The sequence below is a fragment of the Polaribacter sp. genome (assembly GCF_039939415.1).
In the GTDB taxonomy this organism is placed as follows: Bacteria; Bacteroidota; Bacteroidia; order Flavobacteriales; family Flavobacteriaceae; genus Polaribacter.
In genome coordinates this window covers 1-17,223 of the sequence record NZ_JBDVJE010000063.1, presented here as the reverse complement: position 1 = coordinate 17,223, position 17,223 = coordinate 1, and the positions used below count along the sequence as shown (strand labels likewise).

Annotated in this window: 14 protein-coding genes; 11 read left to right on the top strand and 3 right to left on the bottom strand. The window is 29.3% G+C overall.

Annotated features, from left to right (window positions below; all coding sequences use genetic code 11):
* The 3 genes from ABJG40_RS10325 to ABJG40_RS10315 all read left to right on the top strand — a co-directional run.
* Positions 1 to 227 (top strand): T9SS type B sorting domain-containing protein (locus ABJG40_RS10325; RefSeq protein ID WP_348024496.1); only part of this gene is annotated, 227 nt, incomplete at its 5' end.
* A gap of 40 nt (positions 228 to 267) precedes the next feature.
* Entirely contained in the window at positions 268 to 2,256 is a 1,989-nt protein-coding gene (gene uvrB, locus ABJG40_RS10320; RefSeq protein WP_348024495.1) for an excinuclease ABC subunit UvrB, read from the top strand.
* Between the two features lie 679 nt (positions 2,257 to 2,935).
* The gene (locus ABJG40_RS10315) at positions 2,936 to 3,967 is read left to right on the top strand and encodes a phage tail sheath C-terminal domain-containing protein (RefSeq protein ID WP_348024494.1); all 1,032 of its coding nucleotides are present in this window, start codon (positions 2,936 to 2,938) and stop codon (positions 3,965 to 3,967) included.
* Positions 3,968 to 4,250: 283 nt separating this feature from the next.
* On the opposite strand, the gene sucC is transcribed toward ABJG40_RS10315, so the two are convergent.
* Positions 4,251 to 5,450: an ADP-forming succinate--CoA ligase subunit beta gene (sucC, locus tag ABJG40_RS10310; RefSeq protein ID WP_348024493.1), complete on the bottom strand. Its 1,200-nt coding sequence runs from the start codon at positions 5,448 to 5,450 to the stop codon at positions 4,251 to 4,253.
* 244 nt (positions 5,451 to 5,694) lie between these two features.
* Between sucC and ABJG40_RS10305 the strand changes: the two genes are divergently transcribed.
* From ABJG40_RS10305 to ABJG40_RS10270, 8 genes are all read left to right on the top strand, one after another.
* Positions 5,695 to 8,130, top strand: a complete 2,436-nt coding sequence (locus ABJG40_RS10305; protein WP_348024492.1) for a DUF5916 domain-containing protein — start codon at positions 5,695 to 5,697, stop codon at positions 8,128 to 8,130.
* 95 nt (positions 8,131 to 8,225) lie between these two features.
* Positions 8,226 to 8,885, top strand: a complete 660-nt coding sequence (locus ABJG40_RS10300; protein ID WP_348024491.1) for an ABC transporter ATP-binding protein — start codon at positions 8,226 to 8,228, stop codon at positions 8,883 to 8,885.
* Between the two features lie 46 nt (positions 8,886 to 8,931).
* A complete protein-coding gene (locus ABJG40_RS10295) occupies positions 8,932 to 9,480 on the top strand; it encodes a CPBP family glutamic-type intramembrane protease (protein ID WP_348024490.1) in 549 nt (182 codons plus the stop codon).
* A 1-nt stretch (position 9,481) separates the two neighbouring features.
* Positions 9,482 to 10,246, top strand: coding sequence for a TIGR02757 family protein (locus tag ABJG40_RS10290; protein WP_348024489.1), 765 nt, complete (start codon positions 9,482 to 9,484; stop codon positions 10,244 to 10,246).
* Positions 10,247 to 10,321: 75 nt separating this feature from the next.
* The gene (locus ABJG40_RS10285; protein WP_348024488.1) at positions 10,322 to 12,271 is read left to right on the top strand and encodes a BatA domain-containing protein; all 1,950 of its coding nucleotides are present in this window, start codon (positions 10,322 to 10,324) and stop codon (positions 12,269 to 12,271) included.
* Entirely contained in the window at positions 12,268 to 13,524 is a 1,257-nt protein-coding gene (locus ABJG40_RS10280; RefSeq protein ID WP_348024487.1) for a dihydroorotase, read from the top strand. The genes ABJG40_RS10285 and ABJG40_RS10280 overlap by 4 nt, the downstream gene beginning before the upstream one ends.
* Before the next feature lie 4 nt (positions 13,525 to 13,528).
* On the top strand, positions 13,529 to 13,855 hold the full coding sequence (locus ABJG40_RS10275; RefSeq protein ID WP_348024486.1) for a hypothetical protein: 327 nt from the start codon (positions 13,529 to 13,531) through the stop codon (positions 13,853 to 13,855).
* A gap of 27 nt (positions 13,856 to 13,882) precedes the next feature.
* The gene (locus tag ABJG40_RS10270) at positions 13,883 to 14,524 is read left to right on the top strand and encodes an alpha/beta hydrolase-fold protein (RefSeq protein WP_348024485.1); all 642 of its coding nucleotides are present in this window, start codon (positions 13,883 to 13,885) and stop codon (positions 14,522 to 14,524) included.
* A gap of 316 nt (positions 14,525 to 14,840) precedes the next feature.
* Here ABJG40_RS10270 and ABJG40_RS10265 read toward each other — a convergent pair whose 3' ends face one another.
* Both ABJG40_RS10265 and ABJG40_RS10260 read right to left on the bottom strand, forming a co-directional pair.
* Positions 14,841 to 15,869 carry a hypothetical protein gene (locus ABJG40_RS10265; protein WP_348024484.1) on the bottom strand — a complete coding sequence of 343 codons (1,029 nt, stop codon included), beginning with the start codon at positions 15,867 to 15,869 and terminating at the stop codon, positions 14,841 to 14,843.
* 341 nt (positions 15,870 to 16,210) lie between these two features.
* The coding region (locus ABJG40_RS10260) for an ATP-grasp domain-containing protein (protein WP_348024483.1) at positions 16,211 to 17,223 on the bottom strand (1,013 nt) is incomplete at its 5' end.

The window sequence follows — 17,223 nt, the reverse complement described above, 5'->3', positions numbered from 1 at the left end:
ATGTACTAGGAACCAACAATGCATTTTATCAAGAAATTAATTTAAAGATTTTTGATAGATATGGCAAATTACTTAAGATTATAGATCAAAAAACTCAAAATGGTTGGGATGGCATTTCTAATGGAAAACTTTTACCTTCTAATGATTATTGGTACAATGCTGTTTTAATTGATATAAATGGAAATATTAGAACTAAAAGCGGACACTTCTCTTTAATCAATAACTAATGAAAGTAAGTATTCTTATTTCTATCCGTATTTTTACAACATGGAATTTAAACTAGTATCAGAATTTTCTCCAACAGGAGATCAACCTCAAGCTATAAAAGAACTTAAAAACAGCATCAATAATGGAGAGAAATATCAAACACTACTTGGTGTAACTGGTTCTGGTAAAACTTTTACAGTTGCTAATGTTATTAAGGAGGTTAAAAAACCAACTTTAATTTTAGCACATAATAAAACCTTAGCTGCTCAATTATACTCTGAATTCAAGCAATTTTTTCCTGAAAATGCAGTAGAATACTTTGTTTCTTATTATGATTATTACCAACCAGAAGCATACATTCCTGTTACAGGAACTTACATAGAAAAAGATTTATCTATCAATGATGATATAGAACGAATGCGTTTAAGCACTACTTCTTCCCTACTTTCAGGACGAAGAGATGTATTAGTTGTTGCATCAGTTTCTTGTTTGTATGGTATTGGAAACCCTAAAGAATTTAAGAAAAACGTTATTCCTATTCATGTAGATCAACAAATTGCAAGAACTAAATTCTTACATCAATTAGTAACAAGTTTATATTCTAGAACAGAGCACGAAATTAAAAGCGGAACTTTTAAAGTAAAAGGTGATGTTGTAACAATTTATCCATCTTATGGAGATAATGGTTATAGAGTTCATTTTTTTGGTGATGAAATTGAAGAAATAGAATCTTTCGATTTAGAAAGTAATACCGTTTTAGAAAAGTTTGAAGAACTAACCATTTATCCTGCGAACCTATTTGTAACTTCTCCTGATGTTTTACAAAATGCCATTCATCAAATCCAAGAAGATATGATGAAGCAAGTAGATTATTTTAAAGAAATTGGCAAACATCTAGAAGCAAAACGTTTAAAAGAACGCACAGAGTTTGATTTGGAAATGATTCGTGAATTAGGTTATTGTTCTGGAATTGAAAACTATTCTCGATATTTAGATGGAAGAAATCCAGGAACCAGACCTTTCTGTTTGTTAGATTATTTTCCTGATGATTATTTAATGGTGATTGATGAAAGCCATGTAACTGTCCCTCAAACACATGCCATGTATGGTGGAGATAGAAGTAGAAAAGAAAATTTAGTAGAATACGGTTTTAGATTACCTGCTGCAATGGACAATCGTCCTTTAAAATTTGAAGAATTTGAAGCCATCCAAAATCAAGTAATTTATGTTTCTGCAACCCCTGCTGACTATGAATTAGAAAAAACCGAAGGCATTTTTGTAGAACAAGTAATTCGTCCAACAGGTTTGTTAGATCCAATAATCGAAATTAGACCAAGTTTAAATCAGATTGATGATTTAATTGAAGAAATACAAATTCGTGTAGAAAAAGACGAACGTACATTGGTTACCACATTAACCAAAAGAATGGCAGAGGAATTAACAAAATACTTAACTAGAGTTGCAATACGCTGTAGATATATTCATTCGGATGTAGATACTTTAGAACGTGTAGAAATTATGCAAGATTTACGTAAAGGTTTATTTGATGTTCTAATTGGAGTAAACCTTTTAAGAGAAGGTTTAGATTTACCAGAAGTTTCTTTAGTTGCCATTTTAGATGCTGATAAAGAAGGGTTTTTAAGAAGTCATCGTTCTATAACACAAACTGTAGGTAGAGCTGCAAGAAACGTAAATGGTTTGGCTATTTTATATGCTGATAAAGTGACAAACAGTATGCAAAAAACTATTGATGAAACAGAACGCAGACGTGAAAAACAAATAGCCTACAACACTAAACACAACATCACTCCTACTCAAATTAATAAAAAAATTGATGATACGTTGTCTAAATCTGCAGTTTCTAGTTATCATTATGACAATGCAATAAACAAAGCAGCAGAACAAGATTTACAATATTTACCAAAAGAAGAAATAGAAAAACGTATTAGAGAAAAACGTAAACACATGGAAGCTGCTGCTAAAGAATTAGATTTTATTATGGCTGCAAAATTGCGTGATGAGATTACTGTTTTAAAAGAGAAATTATAAATTCTTCATAAAAACAGGTGTTTTTACCTATTGATTTTTTAACTCAAAAAAACTAACTTAGCTAACGCCGATTATAAGTCACTTGTACTAAACTTGATTCATTATTAAAACGGACATCATAATCGTCTTAAGTTGTCCAAAATTAAGTAAAAAGTCTTTATTTATGAGTTTAAAAAACATTAAAACACCAGGGGTTTATATCAATGAAGTAAGTGCTTTTGGAAATGCTGTTGTCCCAGTAGAAACAGCCGTACCAGCATTTATAGGATATACACCTTTCGCCTCTTATGAGGGAAAATCTTATACAAATACTCCTCAGAAGATAACTTCTCTTTCACAGTTTGAAGCAATTTTTTGCGATCCTACTAAAGATAAACAGTATAGTCCAGAATATTATCTGGTAAAAGAAAAGAGCCAACCAGAAAAAGGGGATTATATGCAGATAGGAGCTGATTATTATTCAATCGTTCCAGATCCGAATACGATTTATTATCTCTATAACAGCATTAAGTTGTTTTATGAAAATGGAGGAGGAGATGCCTATATCGTATCTGTTGGACCTTATGGAGCATCATCAGGGAAACCGATGATTCCAGGAAATCAAATTATTAACCCCAATGTACAATTGAATGATTTGATGGGAGGGTTGACCTTATTAAAAAATGAGGAAGAGCCTACCATGTATATCTGTCCAGAAGCGACTTTACTTCCTGTTGCTGCAAATGGAACATTGATGCAAGAAATGCTTTTACAAAACGATGAAATGGGAACAGCTGTTAGCATTTTTGACATAATTGGGGGAAGGAATCCGGACCCAATCATGTACACCAACGATATCGAAACATTTCGAAACAATACAGGAGCAAACGGATTAAAATATGGAACTGCATATTATCCATTTATTGGAACTACAATTATGCAGAATTCTGATATTGATTATACCAACTTATTTGGAGGCGATACCAAGCAATTGGAAGCCTTATTGAATCCAGCAGATACTCCAAATTCTACTGCAGCAAAAATCTTGAGTAACCTAGATACTCTAACAGTAAGTCAAAATCAAGCGGCTTTAATTAATGCCAGTAAAACCTATGGTTTAATGATTAAGCACATATTATCGGATGCTAATATGTTGCCAGCTAGTGGTGGAATGGCAGGTGTAATTACGGTTACAGATAATGAAGTAGGTCCGTGGCAAGCCCCAGCTAATACCTCTATCGTTGGGGCTGCTAGATTGCCTATTCGATTATCGAGTAGTCAGCAAGAAAACTTAAATGTAGATGCTGTATCGGGGAAATCCATTAATGCCATTCGATTTTTTAATGAATTAGGAATATTAATATGGGGAGCAAGAACATTAGATGGAAATAGTTTAGACTGGAGGTATCTTCCAGTAAGACGAACGATAACATTCTTAGAGCAATCTTGTAAGCTTGCTGCTCATGCATATATATTTGAACCAAATGATGCAAATACATGGAAAGGTGTTATTGCAATGATATCTAGTTTTCTAACTGATGTTTGGAAAGAAGGTGGATTACAAGGAGCTAGTGCTGCTGCTGCTTTTCAAGTCCAATGTGGATTAGGAACAACCATGACACCAGAAGATATTTTGAATGGATTTATGAAGGTAATAGTTAAAGTGGCTGTTGTTCATCCAGCAGAATTTATTGTGATCACATTCGAACAAGAAATGGCTAAGTATAATTAACAAAAATGAAGAAAAACACTTTGGATAACAATGTATAAAAACATATGGTTTTTGTGCTAACTTCAAAGTTCTGTGTTTATTTATATAGTCCACTAAATATAAAATTTGACATTTATAAAAGAAAAGATAAAAGCAAATATTTATATTTAGCTAAGTAATAAACTCGAAATGTAATGCTTATTAACTACCCTACATTTCTTATACTGAACCGTTAGAGAAACTCATAAAAAAGCCTCACAATTATTTGTGAGGCTCTATTTGTTTACTAAATATATTTTCTATTCTAAGAAGCTTTTAAAACTTCTTGAACTTTATCTGCAGCTTCTTGAAATTCTGTAGCAGAAATAATTTCCATTCCAGAATTGTCTATTAATTGTTTTGCTTCTACAGCATTTGTACCTTGTAATCTACAAATAATTGGTACAGTAATTTTATCTCCCATACTTTTGTATGCATCTACAACACCTTGTGCAACTCTGTCACAACGTACAATACCACCAAAAATATTAACTAAAATTGCTTTTACATTAGGGTCTTTTAAAATAATACCAAAAGCAGTTTCTACTCTTGCAGCATCTGCAGTACCCCCAACATCTAAAAAGTTAGCAGGCTCTCCTCCAGATTCTTTAATTAAATCCATAGTTCCCATTGCTAAACCAGCACCATTTACCATACAACCAACGTTTCCGTCTAAATCTACATAGTTTAAACCAGCTTCTTTAGCTTCAACCTCAATTGGGTTTTCTTCTCTTAAATCACGCATTGCTGCATAATCTTTATGTCTATACAATGCGTTTTCATCTAAAGAAACCTTAGCATCAACTGCCATAATTTTAGAATCAGATGTTTTTAAAACAGGATTGATTTCAAACATAGCTGAATCAGATTTAATATATGCTGTATATAAAGCAGTAACAAACTTTGTCATTTCTTTAAATGCAACACCAGATAAACCTAAGTTAAAAGCTACTTTTCTTGCTTGAAAAGGCATTAAACCTAATAAAGGATCAATTTCTTCAGTAAAAATTAAATGTGGAGTTTCTTCAGCAACAGTTTCAATATCCATTCCACCTTCAGTAGAATACATAATCATATTTTTTCCTGTAGCTCTGTTTAATAAAACAGACATATAATACTCATCTGGTTCAGAATCACCAGGATAATATACGTCTTCACAAATTAAAACCTGATTCACTAACTTCCCTTCTGCAGAAGTTTGTGGTGTAATTAACATCATTCCTAAAATATCATCAGAAATACTTTTTACATCATCTAAGTTTTTGGCAAGTTTAACACCACCACCTTTTCCACGACCACCTGCGTGTACTTGTGCTTTAATTACGTGCCAACCTGTTCCAGTTTCTTCTGTAAGTTTTTTTGCAGCATCAACTGCCTCAGTAGGAGTACTTGCAACAATTCCTCGTTGAATTCTAACTCCGAAACTGTTTAAAATTTCTTTTCCTTGATATTCGTGTAAGTTCATTTGTAAATGTTTATTAGCGGATTCAAAAATACGAATTCAATTTAAAAACCTTGCATAGTTTTCACTAAAAAATTAATAACCTTGAATTATTCGAAATTTTCATTAAGAAATATTTAACATTCTTAGAGTGTAACACTTTCGTTTTTACAATGTCTTTCTTAAGAATTAACACGATTTTAAGAATTAACACTAAAAAGTATAAATACTTTAGTATCGTGTTTACACATAATCAACCAAAAATTATATGTTAAAAAAACTCTCTTTATTACTTTTTGTTGTATTTATTACTCTGCAACTCTCTGCACAAAACAAAGAAAATCGGAAAACAATTAAAACCAATAGAATTAAAAAAGCTCCAAAAATTGATGGAGTTTTAAATGATAATGCCTGGAAAAATGCAGAGTTATGTACAGATTTTGTTATTTTAAGACCAGATAATGGCAAACCAGTATCAGCAGAATACCAAACAACAGTTAAAATTGTTTATGATGATGATGCAATTTACATTTCTGCACAAATGAACGATCCAGACCCTGAAGGTATTCCACAAGAATTTGCCACTAGAGATAATTTTAGTATTGCAGATTTCTTTTTAGTTACCATAAACCCTAATGACGATGGTCAAAACCCTTTTGAGTTTATCGTACAAGCTACAGGAAACCAAGGTGATGCTAAAGTTTCTAATGGAAATGAGGATTTTAATTGGAGTGCAGTTTGGAAAAGTGCAACACAGATTACTGACAAAGGTTGGAATGTAGAAATGGAAATTCCTTACAGAGCATTACGTTTTGCTAATGAACCTATACAATCTTGGGGATTTAATTTTCATAGAAGATTAGAAAAATTAAACCAGCAACATACTTGGACACATATTGACAATTCTGTTGGAAGATGGACCCAATATGATGGATTAGTTACTGATTTTAAAGATATAAAAACATCAACTCGATTAAATCTTTATCCATATGCTTCAACCACTGTAAGTACTTTTGAAGGAATTTCTGATTTTGATTGGAGTGTTGGTATGGATATTAAATATGGTTTATCAGAAAATTTTACTTTAGACGCAACATTAATTCCAGATTTTAGTCAAGTTGGTTTTGATAATGTAGAATTAAACCTTGGCCCATTTGAGCAACAATTTTCTGAACAACGTCAATTTTTTACAGAAGGTACAGAACTTTTTAATATAGCTAACTTATTTTATTCTAGAAGAATTGGTAGTTATCCTATTGATCAATTTGATGTTTATGGAAGTTTAGCTACAAATGAAGAAGTAATTGATTATCCTAGTAAAGTAACCATGTTAAATGCTGTAAAAATATCTGGAAGAACAAAAGGCGGATTAGGAATTGGTTTTTTTAATGCTATTACAGAAAAAACCGAAGCTACTATTAAAAACACAAATACAAACGAAACTAGAAAAGAAGTTATAGCCCCTTTTACAAACTACAACATATTAGTTTTAGACCAACAATTTAATCAAAATTCAACAATATCATTTATTAACACAAATGTTACTAGAGATGGGCGTTTTAGAGATGCTAATGTTACTGCTCTAGATTGGCATATAGAAACTAAAGACAGTAGATATAATGCAGATGGCTCAGTAAAAATGAGTTCTATTTCTGATGATATTAACAATAACGGTACAGGATATTATTTTGATAATAGCTTTGGTTACAATTCTGGACATTGGAACTGGGAAATAGGTTATAATTTTGAAAATAAAGATTTTAATCCAAATGATTTAGGTATTCTTTTTAGTAATAATCAGCAAACAATTTATGGTAGCGCAGGATGGAGAACCTTACAACCTACAAAAAAATTTAACTCCTACGATTTTTATTTTTATAACAATGCAGAATTTCAACATTTTTCTGGAATTTATACAGGATATCAAGCTAGTTTTGGCGCAAGTGCACAAACAAGAAATCGTTTCTATTTTGGAGGTAATTTAAATTACAAAACAGAAAACAAAGATTTTTTTGAACCTAGACAAGGTACAACTAGTGGAATTTATTTTTTACAACCAGAAAGAAAAAATATAAATGCTTGGATATCTACAAATTCACAGAAAAAATTTCAAGTAAATGCAGATGTGTGGTATACAGGGTATTCTAATAACCCAAAAGTAGGTTATGGTTTTAGTGTTGCACCACGCTACAGATTTACTAATCAATTTTCTTTACAATACAGTTTAAACTACAATCAGTTTTATGACGACCAAGGTTATGTGTATGATGATCTTGATAACCCTGATGATGATATTATTTTTGGGTTTAGAGATCGTAAAAATTATACAAATTCTATTTCAGGTAAATATAGTTTTAGCACAAACTCTTCTTTATCTTTAAGTTTTAGACATTACTGGAGTGCAGTTAACTATAATGGATATTATAATTTAACAACAGATGGAGGCTTAATTGAAAACAACACTTATGAAGATGAAAATGTAAACTTTAATAGCTGGAATTTAGACTTAAACTACATTTGGCAATTTGCTCCTGGAAGTCAATTAATTGCTTTTTATAGAAACTCAATATTTAACGAAGACACCAATGCTAATTTAAATTTTTCTGAAAACTTAGATAATTTGTTTAATCAATCTCAAAAACACACCTTTTCTGTAAGACTTGTTTACTTTATAGATTACAATAAACTTAAAAATATTTTCTAGTTTGATATCTTGATACCATTAGTTCATTAGAAATCAGAAAAGCTTCATCGTTTTTCTGATTTCTTTTTTATACATTCGTTACAAAGTTTTCAAGTATGATAATAGGTAAAAACATTCACAAATATTATGGGGATGTAGAAGTTTTAAAAGGGGTTGATTTACACATCAAAAAAGGTGAAATAGTTGCTATTGTTGGTCCGTCTGGCGCAGGAAAAACAACTTTACTTCAGCTTTTAGGTACTTTAGATAAACCCTTAAAAGAACAAAACTTCGAACTAAAACTAAACAATACTTCGTTAAAAGATTTAAATGACAAAGAATTATCATCGTTTAGAAATGAACATATTGGTTTTATCTTTCAGTTTCATCAACTTTTACCAGAATTCACAGCATTAGAAAACGTTTGTATTCCTGCTTTTATCGCTAAAAAACCGAAGCAAGAAACAGAAAAAAGAGCAAAAGATTTATTAGAATTTTTAGGATTATCTCATAGAATTAATCATAAACCAAATGAATTATCTGGAGGAGAACAACAAAGAGTGGCAGTTGCTAGAGCTTTAATTAACAATCCTTCTGTTATTTTAGCAGATGAACCAAGTGGAAATCTTGATAGTGAGTCTGCAAAAAATTTACATAAATTATTTTTTAAACTTCGTGATGAGTTTGGACAAACCTTTGTAATCATTACTCATAATGAAGAATTGGCAAATATGGCAGATAGAAAATTAACCATGAAAGATGGAAAAATAATTTAATGTGTAACATTTTTTGTTTTACTACAACTAATGAATAAACATTATCATGAAAGAAACTTTCCTAAACTTAGTAACTTATTTAAAAAATCCTATTCTCGAAAAGGATACAAATACAGATTTAAAATATCGTTTTAAAGTATTTTTTCATATTCTTATTATTTCAGTTTTAACAGGGGTAATCATCTCTCCTATTTTTGCTCTTATCCATGAGATGCAATGGGTAAATATGGAAAATCATAAAGTAGAAGACATGTTTAAAGACATGGGAATATTGCAAATGATCTTATTAGGAGCAATTATAATTCCTATAATTGAAGAAGCTATATTTAGAGGACCATTAACAGCATTTAAAAAACCAAAAACTTTTAAGTTTGGGTTTTACTTTTTTGCTATCATTTTTGGATTTGTTCATATTTCTAATTTTGAACTATCTACAAGTGTTATCTTATTATCTCCAATCTTAGTTTTACCACAATTACTTTTAGGAGGGTATTTTGGTTATATTAGAATACGTTTTGGCTTACAATGGTCTATGTTAATGCATGGAACTTATAATTGTATTTTTATATTATTAGGAACATTATCTGAATTTTAAAATGAAAAAATCTGAATTAAAAGAGTTTTTAGACGAAAAAGTCGTTGAATACAACACCCCTAAGTTTATTGAATCTGATCCTATTCAAATACCTCATTTATTCACAAAAAAAGAAGATATTGAAATTGCAGCATTCTTAACAGCTACCATTTCTTGGGGAAATAGAAAGATGATTATTAAAAATGCTTTTAAAATGATGGAGCTTTTAGATAATTCTCCACACGATTTTATAATAAATCACCAAGAAAACGATTTAAAATCCTTAGACGGTTTTGTTCACAGAACTTTTAACGCAATAGATTTACAACAATTTATAAAATCTTTAAAACACATCTATAGCCAACATAAAGGGTTAGAAAACGTACTTTCTATTAAAAATGAAGGTGATACATACAAAGAAGCAATTCATTACTTAAAACAAGTGTTTTTTGATATTCCTCATCAACAAAGAACACAAAAACATATTTCTGATCCTTTAAAAAATTCTGCAGCAAAAAGAATAAACATGTTTTTACGTTGGATGGTTAGAAATGATAATGCAGGAGTAGATTTTGGCCTTTGGAAAACTCACAAACCATCTTATTTATCTTGCCCTTTAGATGTACATTCTGGAAACGTTGCTAGAAAATTAAAACTACTTTTAAGGAAACAAAACGACTGGAAAGCGCTTTCTGAATTAGATAAAAATTTAAGAAGTTTAGATAAAAACGACCCTGTAAAATATGATTTTGCTCTATTTGGATTAGGTGTTTTTGAAAAGTTTTAATTAATAATTAACAACTTCTTTACTCTTTGTATTTTTTATAATAAATTAGGCTTTTGTAAATTATGTAAGTAAAAAATGCAATTTAAAAACCCAGAAGTATTATACTTTTTAGCACTGTTAATTATACCTATTTTGGTACATCTTTTTCAGTTACAAAAATTTGTAAAAGTCCCTTTTACAAATGTTGCCTTTTTACAAAAAATAGTACAGCAAAATCGTAAAAGTTTTCGCCTAAAAAAATGGTTAATTTTAACCACTAGATTGCTACTTATTTTTGCGATAGTTTTTGCTTTCTCACAACCATATTTTAGTAATAATAAATCGAATACAAAACAGCATAACTTTATCTATTTAGACAATTCTTTAAGTACAAACACTAAAGGAAAAAAAGGAAATTTATTACAAATTTCTGCTAAAGAAATTATAGAAAATGTTTCAATAAAAGATGTATATTCGCTGCAAACAAATTCTAATTTTTACGATAACATTTCGAAAAATGAATTAAAAAATATTCTTCTAAACATTAAAGAAACTTCTAAAAAAATAAAATTACCTTCTGTTTTACTCAAATTTAAACAAAAAACACAAAGTCAAAGAAATACTTCAAATAAAGTTTTTTTAATATCTGATTTTCAGAACAATTATGTAAATAAGTTTACAAATGTAACACCTGCTTTTTCTGCAATAAAGTTAGAACCCTCAATAAAAAACAACCTCTCAATAGACAGTGTTTATATAAACAACAATAATACTTCTAATTTTACATTAAACGTTGTAATTAAAAACCAAGGTAAAGAAAAAAACAGCATTCCAATTGCAGTTTACAACAACTCAAAACTTATTAGCAAACTTTCCTCCTCTTTCGAAAAAAACACTCAAAAAACAATTCCATTTAAAATTCAAAACCAACAAGAGTTTAACGGAAAAATAGAGATAACTTTTAGCGATACTTTTTCATTTGATAACTCGTTTTATTTCACTCTAAAAAACAATCAAAAAATTAATATTTTATCCATAGGAAATAATACAAATTTCTTATCAAAAATATACAATAAAGAAGAATTTAATTTAACGAAATCTACAGTTCATAACACAAACTATAATTCGATTTTAAAACAGCAATTAATCATACTAAATGAAGTTAAAAATATTCCAGAAATATTAGCAAATAAAATTATTGAATTTTCTAAAAATGGTGGAAACCTAGTTATTATTCCGAATGAAAATTTGAATTTAATTTCTTACAATTCTTTATTCAAAAAATTAAATGCAGGAAAAATTCTACCTAAAAAAATCGACTCATTAAAAATTACAAATATTAATTACAAACATCCATTTTTTCAAAATGTGTTTTCTAAAAAAGTAACCAATTTTCAATATCCAATAGTTCAAAGTCATTTCCCTATTTTATCAAAAAAAGTTAGTAAAATTATTTCTTTTGAGAACAACACTCCTTTTATATCTAAAATTAAGAATAATAGGAGCACTATTTATTGGATCGCAAGCTCTTTAAACAGAAAAAACAGTAACTTCATTAAATCACCCTTAATAGTACCCGTTTTTTATAATTTTGGAAAATTAAGTTTTAAAAACACGCAACTATTCTACAGAATTAACAAAGAAAACAAAATTGATATTGAAACAATTACTAAAAATGATAAAGTATTAAGAATAACAAACGCAGAAAACTCTTTTATTCCTTTACAACAGAAATACCAAAACAAAATAACGATTACAACCAAAAATCAACCTTTAAAGAATGGTATTTACCATGTTTTAAAAGACAATGACACTATTCAAAATTTAGCATTTAACTACCCAAAAAGTGAAAGTTTGTTAAATTATTTGAATATCAATGAATTAAAAAAACGAAACAAAGACATAACAGTTTCAACATCAATTAAAGATGTATTTGAAAAAGTTAATAAAAAAAATGAAGTTCATTGGCTTTGGAAATGGTTTTTAGCGTTAGCAATTGTATCTTTGTTCTTAGAAATTTTGATATTAAAATTCTATAAACCATGACTACGCTTATAAAATCGGCAACGATTATAGACACTTCAAGCCCATATCATAATCAACAAAAAGACATATTAATTACTAACGGAATCATTGATAAAATTGAAGATTCTATAACAGGCAAAGAAAATTATCAAATTGTATCGCTAGATAATTTACATATTTCTTGTGGTTGGTTTGACACAAGTGTTTCTTTTGGTGAACCAGGTTTTGAAGAAAGAGAAAACATTAAAAACGGATTAGAAACTGCTGCAAAAAGTGGTTTTACTACTGTAGCTGTTAACGCAAATTCACACCCAATAGTTGACAACAAAGCTGCTGTTGAATATTTATTTCATAAGGCAAATGGTTTTGCAACAAACCTATACCCTATTGCTGCTTTAACACAAGGTAGTAAAGGTGTTGAAATGGCAGAATTGTATGACATGCAACTATCGGGCGCAATTGCTTTTGGAGACTACATGAAACCAATTGCTAATGACAATTTAATGAAAATTGCACTTTTGTACGCCCAAAATTTTGATGGTTTGGTTTTTAGTTTTCCTAAAAACAACTCTATTGCTGGAGAAGGAATTGCAAACGAAGGAATTAATAGCACAAAGCTAGGCCTTAAAGGAATTCCTGCTTTAGCAGAACATATTCAAATTGCTAGAGATTTATTTTTACTTGAATATACAGCAGGAAAATTACACATACCAACTATTTCTACCTCTAAGTCTGTAGATTTAATTAAAGAAGCAAAAAAGAAAGGACTGCAAGTTACCTGTAGCGTTTCTGTTCATCATTTAACTTTATCCGATGATGAATTACATGGTTTTGACAGCAATTACAAAGTAAACCCACCTTTACGAACATTAAAAGATGTAGAAGCCTTACAAAAAGGTATAAAATCTGGCGTGATTGACATTATTACTTCAGACCACAACCCTATTGATATTGAACATAAAAAACTAGAGTTTAGTGAAGCTAAAGACGGGACTATAGGCTTAGAAAGTGCTTTTGGAGCAATTAATTCTGTTTTAAAATTAGATGATTTTATTGAAAATATTACCACAAAACCAAAAGCTCTTTTTGGGCTAAAAAATTATTCTATAAAAGAAAACAATAAAGCAGAAATTACTTTATTTAATCCTGAAAATAAATACATTTTTTCGATGAATAATATTTTATCAACCTCTAAAAATAGCGCATTTTTAAACAAAGAACTAAAAGGAAAAGCATACGGAATTTATAACAACAACCAACTAATATTAAATTAAAAACATGGAAAACCAAACAGTTAATGAAGGAAAAACTATGGCAATTATTAGCTATATTACAGTAATTGGAACTATTATTGCTTTTTTTATGAACAATAGCAATAAAAACTCATTTGCAAGTTTTCACATCAGACAAATGCTTGGAATTGTTCTTTTAGGTTTAATTAATAAATATGCAATTGCAAACCTTTTAGGAGGAACAGTTTTTTGGATTGTATTTGCTGTAGTTGTTGTTTTTTGGTTTATTGGATTCATAGGAGCTGTTAAAGGTGAAGAAAAAAGCATTCCATTTATTGGTGATCAATTTCAAACTTGGTTTAAAAACATTTAGTCCTAATACAACAACACATTTTAAAATATGAGTGATTTACATTACCTAGTAAGAGAACCTAAAAAAGCATCAGAAAATCCACCTTTATTGGTTTTATTACATGGTTATGGAAGTAATGAAAAAGACTTATTTTCTTTTGCTGAAGAATTACCTGACGATTTTTTAATTATTAGCGCACAAGCTCCTTATTCTTTAGGATTTGGAAGTCATGCTTGGTACGCCATTAATTTTGATGAAATCAATGGTAAATTTTCTGATTTAGAACAAGCAAAAGATTCTATAGATAAAATTGCTGTTTTTATTGACGAAATAAAAACTAAATACAACACAGACCAAGACAAAACTTTTTTATTAGGTTTTAGTCAAGGTGCAATTTTAAGCTATTCTTTAAGCTTTTTCTACCCAAATAAAGTGCAAAATGTAATTGCTTTAAGTGGGTATATTAATGATGAATTATTACCAGAAAATATTTCTACAGATATTACAACAAACTACTACTCTTCTCACGGAACAGTAGATCAAGTTTTACCTATAGAATGGGCAAGAAAAAGCAAACCTTTTTTAGACAACCTAGGCTTTAATAGTGTTTATTCTGAATACCCTGTTGGACATGGAGTTGCTCCACAAAACTTTTTTAGTTTTAAGAATTGGATCGAAGACAGACTTTAAGTCACAAACTAGATGTGTATTTAGACTAAATTAACTTTTATTTACACCGTAAAATAAAAACAACATTTCTTAAAAAATTAGTTTGGCATCCAGCATACAGCTTAACATCAAAAATAAACTTATCATATTTAATTTCCACTTCACATATGAAAAAAGTATAGTTTAAGCCTCAAACTACAATATATTCCAGAAAAGCACTTACAAAAAAAAGTCAGAATATTTTATACAGAAAACACAGAACTAATCTAAAATTCATAAATTATTTAAAGAAGTTCACTTGATAAAAGAGAGCTAAAAGTAAGAAGTATTAAAAAAGTTAAAACTGATAAACCAAACCTGCTGTTAAGCTTGCAGAAAACAACTTATAATGATCCGAATTAAAAACAACATCTACATACGTACTACCAAAATCAAACTCCGAATTTACACTTACAAACATTTTTTTTGAAATTTTAATATTTACCCCTAACCCTGTAAGAATATTCCAATTAGAATTGCTTGATCCAAGAACAACTTCTTTCAAATTTGAATAACCAACACCTAAAGATAGTTTTGGCCTTAACACCCCTTTACTTTTAATATAATGTAATTCTAGTGGTATTTGTAGCGCAAATTCATCCTCCTCTCCAAACCCACTCCTACTCTTATAATATTCTATTTTTGAAATCGACAGACCTGTTTTAAAATACCAGTCATCACCTAATTTAGGAATTGAAAAATAAATCAAAGCATCTGTTGTAAAAAAATGTTTTTTTGTTAAATTAAATCCATCTATAATTACATTAGAATAACTTTTTAACCCAAAACGCAACTCTGTTAAAATTTTTATTTTCCTTGGTTCACTTTCATAAATTATACATTTTTCTGTATCACAAACTCTATTATGATACGTTTTTGCTAATTTTATTAAATTATTTCGCCTGGGTTCTTGTATAGCATTTATCTTACTTCGCATGCTAGGAGCATCAGAAGTAAATATATTTAAAACAGCTACATGGTTATTTAAACTTTTTAAGTAATCTTTACCATCTATTACAACCTCTTTTTCAATATATGTGATTTCCCTTAGAGAATATTCATCATTACTAACAAAATAACGAGGTTTACCAAGAATTTCGGAAAAAGTAAACACATCTAATTTTCCTTTAATTAAAACCTCTAAAAAAACTTTTTTCTGATCTATTTCTTTAGATATAAATAATCTATCATCTTTAAATCTATACACCTCAATTTCAAAAGGAGCGTATTCCTTTATCTCACTCCCCTTTTTAAACCTACATATATCAGATAAACTTTTATCATTTCTGTAGTCAATTTCACCATAAAGAGTATCTTTATCTTTCACTATATACCCCTTTTTATAGTTGGTTTGAGAAAAAGTAAACATTGATGAGATAATAATTAAATAAAAACTGAAGACAAACTTATTTTTCATTTTTTTTATACGAATATAGATGTTTTTTGTATGCTTAACCAATATTAATTAACTTATTCGCTTAACTTACAACTACATGTTACTGCTCTTAAAATTCATACAGATTACAATTTATCAGATTGCAAACTGAACATTCAATTATAAATAATTAGGTGTAGTTGTTTATTTTTCATAAAAACAAAAAATTTATACATTTTACAAATAAAAAAAGCACCCAAATTGGATGCTTTTTTTATTATACAATATTACCTCTATTTATTCAAATACATTTTACGTCTTGAATATAGATCGTAAAATTCATCATCTTTTAAACTATCTATAAACAAAATACTTTCTCCTGTAGATTTCATTTCTGGTCCTAGTTTCTTATTTACATTCGGAAACTTGTTGAAAGAGAAAACAGGTTGTTTAATTGCATACCCTTCTAATTGTGGATTAAAATTAAAATCTGTCACTTTCTTTTCTCCTAACATTACTTTTGTTGCATAATTAACATAAGGCTCTTTGTATGCTTTTGCAATAAAAGGCACAGTTCTAGATGCTCTTGGATTTGCTTCAATAATATAAACGATATCATCTTTAACCGCAAACTGAATATTAATTAAACCAACAGTTTTTAACTCTCTTGCAATTGTATGCGTATGATCTTTAATCTGTTGCATTACAAATTCACCTAAATTAAAGGCTGGTAAAGTTGCATTAGAATCTCCAGAGTGAATTCCACAAGGCTCAATATGTTCCATAATTCCAATGATATATACATTACCATCAGCATCACAAATTGCATCTGCTTCTGCTTCGATTGCACCATCTAAATAATGATCTAACAATAATTTATTACCAGGCATTCTACCTAATAAATCAACTACATGCTTAATTAACTCCTCTTTATTGATAACAATTTTCATTCCTTGTCCACCTAAAACATATGAAGGACGAACCAAAATTGGAAAATCTAATTGATCTGCTAAAACCAAAGCTTCATCTGCTGTTTCAGCAATTCCAAATTCTGGATAAGGTATTTTATTTTCTTTTAACATTGCAGAGAATCTTCCTCTATCTTCAGCTATATCTAAAGCTTCAAAAGAAGTACCAATAATTTTAATTCCGTAATTGGTTAATTTTTCAGCTAACTTCAAAGCAGTTTGCCCACCTAACTGAACAATAACTCCTTCTGGTTTTTCATGACGAATAATATCATAAATATGTTCCCAAAAAACAGGTTCAAAATATAATTTATCTGCAGTATCAAAATCTGTAGAAA

What these genes read in the sequence shown, in the direction of transcription:
- uvrB (WP_348024495.1), top strand. Translation starts at nt 268, where the DNA reads ATGGAATTTAAACTAGTATCAGAATTTTCTCCAACAGGAGATCAACCT.
- ABJG40_RS10315 (WP_348024494.1), top strand. Translation starts at nt 2,936, where the DNA reads ATGTATATCTGTCCAGAAGCGACTTTACTTCCTGTTGCTGCAAATGGA.
- sucC (WP_348024493.1), bottom strand. Translation starts at nt 5,450, where the DNA reads ATGAACTTACACGAATATCAAGGAAAAGAAATTTTAAACAGTTTCGGA.
- ABJG40_RS10305 (WP_348024492.1), top strand. Translation starts at nt 5,695, where the DNA reads ATGTTAAAAAAACTCTCTTTATTACTTTTTGTTGTATTTATTACTCTG.
- ABJG40_RS10300 (WP_348024491.1), top strand. Translation starts at nt 8,226, where the DNA reads ATGATAATAGGTAAAAACATTCACAAATATTATGGGGATGTAGAAGTT.
- ABJG40_RS10295 (WP_348024490.1), top strand. Translation starts at nt 8,932, where the DNA reads ATGAAAGAAACTTTCCTAAACTTAGTAACTTATTTAAAAAATCCTATT.
- ABJG40_RS10290 (WP_348024489.1), top strand. Translation starts at nt 9,482, where the DNA reads ATGAAAAAATCTGAATTAAAAGAGTTTTTAGACGAAAAAGTCGTTGAA.
- ABJG40_RS10285 (WP_348024488.1), top strand. Translation starts at nt 10,322, where the DNA reads ATGCAATTTAAAAACCCAGAAGTATTATACTTTTTAGCACTGTTAATT.
- ABJG40_RS10280 (WP_348024487.1), top strand. Translation starts at nt 12,268, where the DNA reads ATGACTACGCTTATAAAATCGGCAACGATTATAGACACTTCAAGCCCA.
- ABJG40_RS10275 (WP_348024486.1), top strand. Translation starts at nt 13,529, where the DNA reads ATGGAAAACCAAACAGTTAATGAAGGAAAAACTATGGCAATTATTAGC.
- ABJG40_RS10270 (WP_348024485.1), top strand. Translation starts at nt 13,883, where the DNA reads ATGAGTGATTTACATTACCTAGTAAGAGAACCTAAAAAAGCATCAGAA.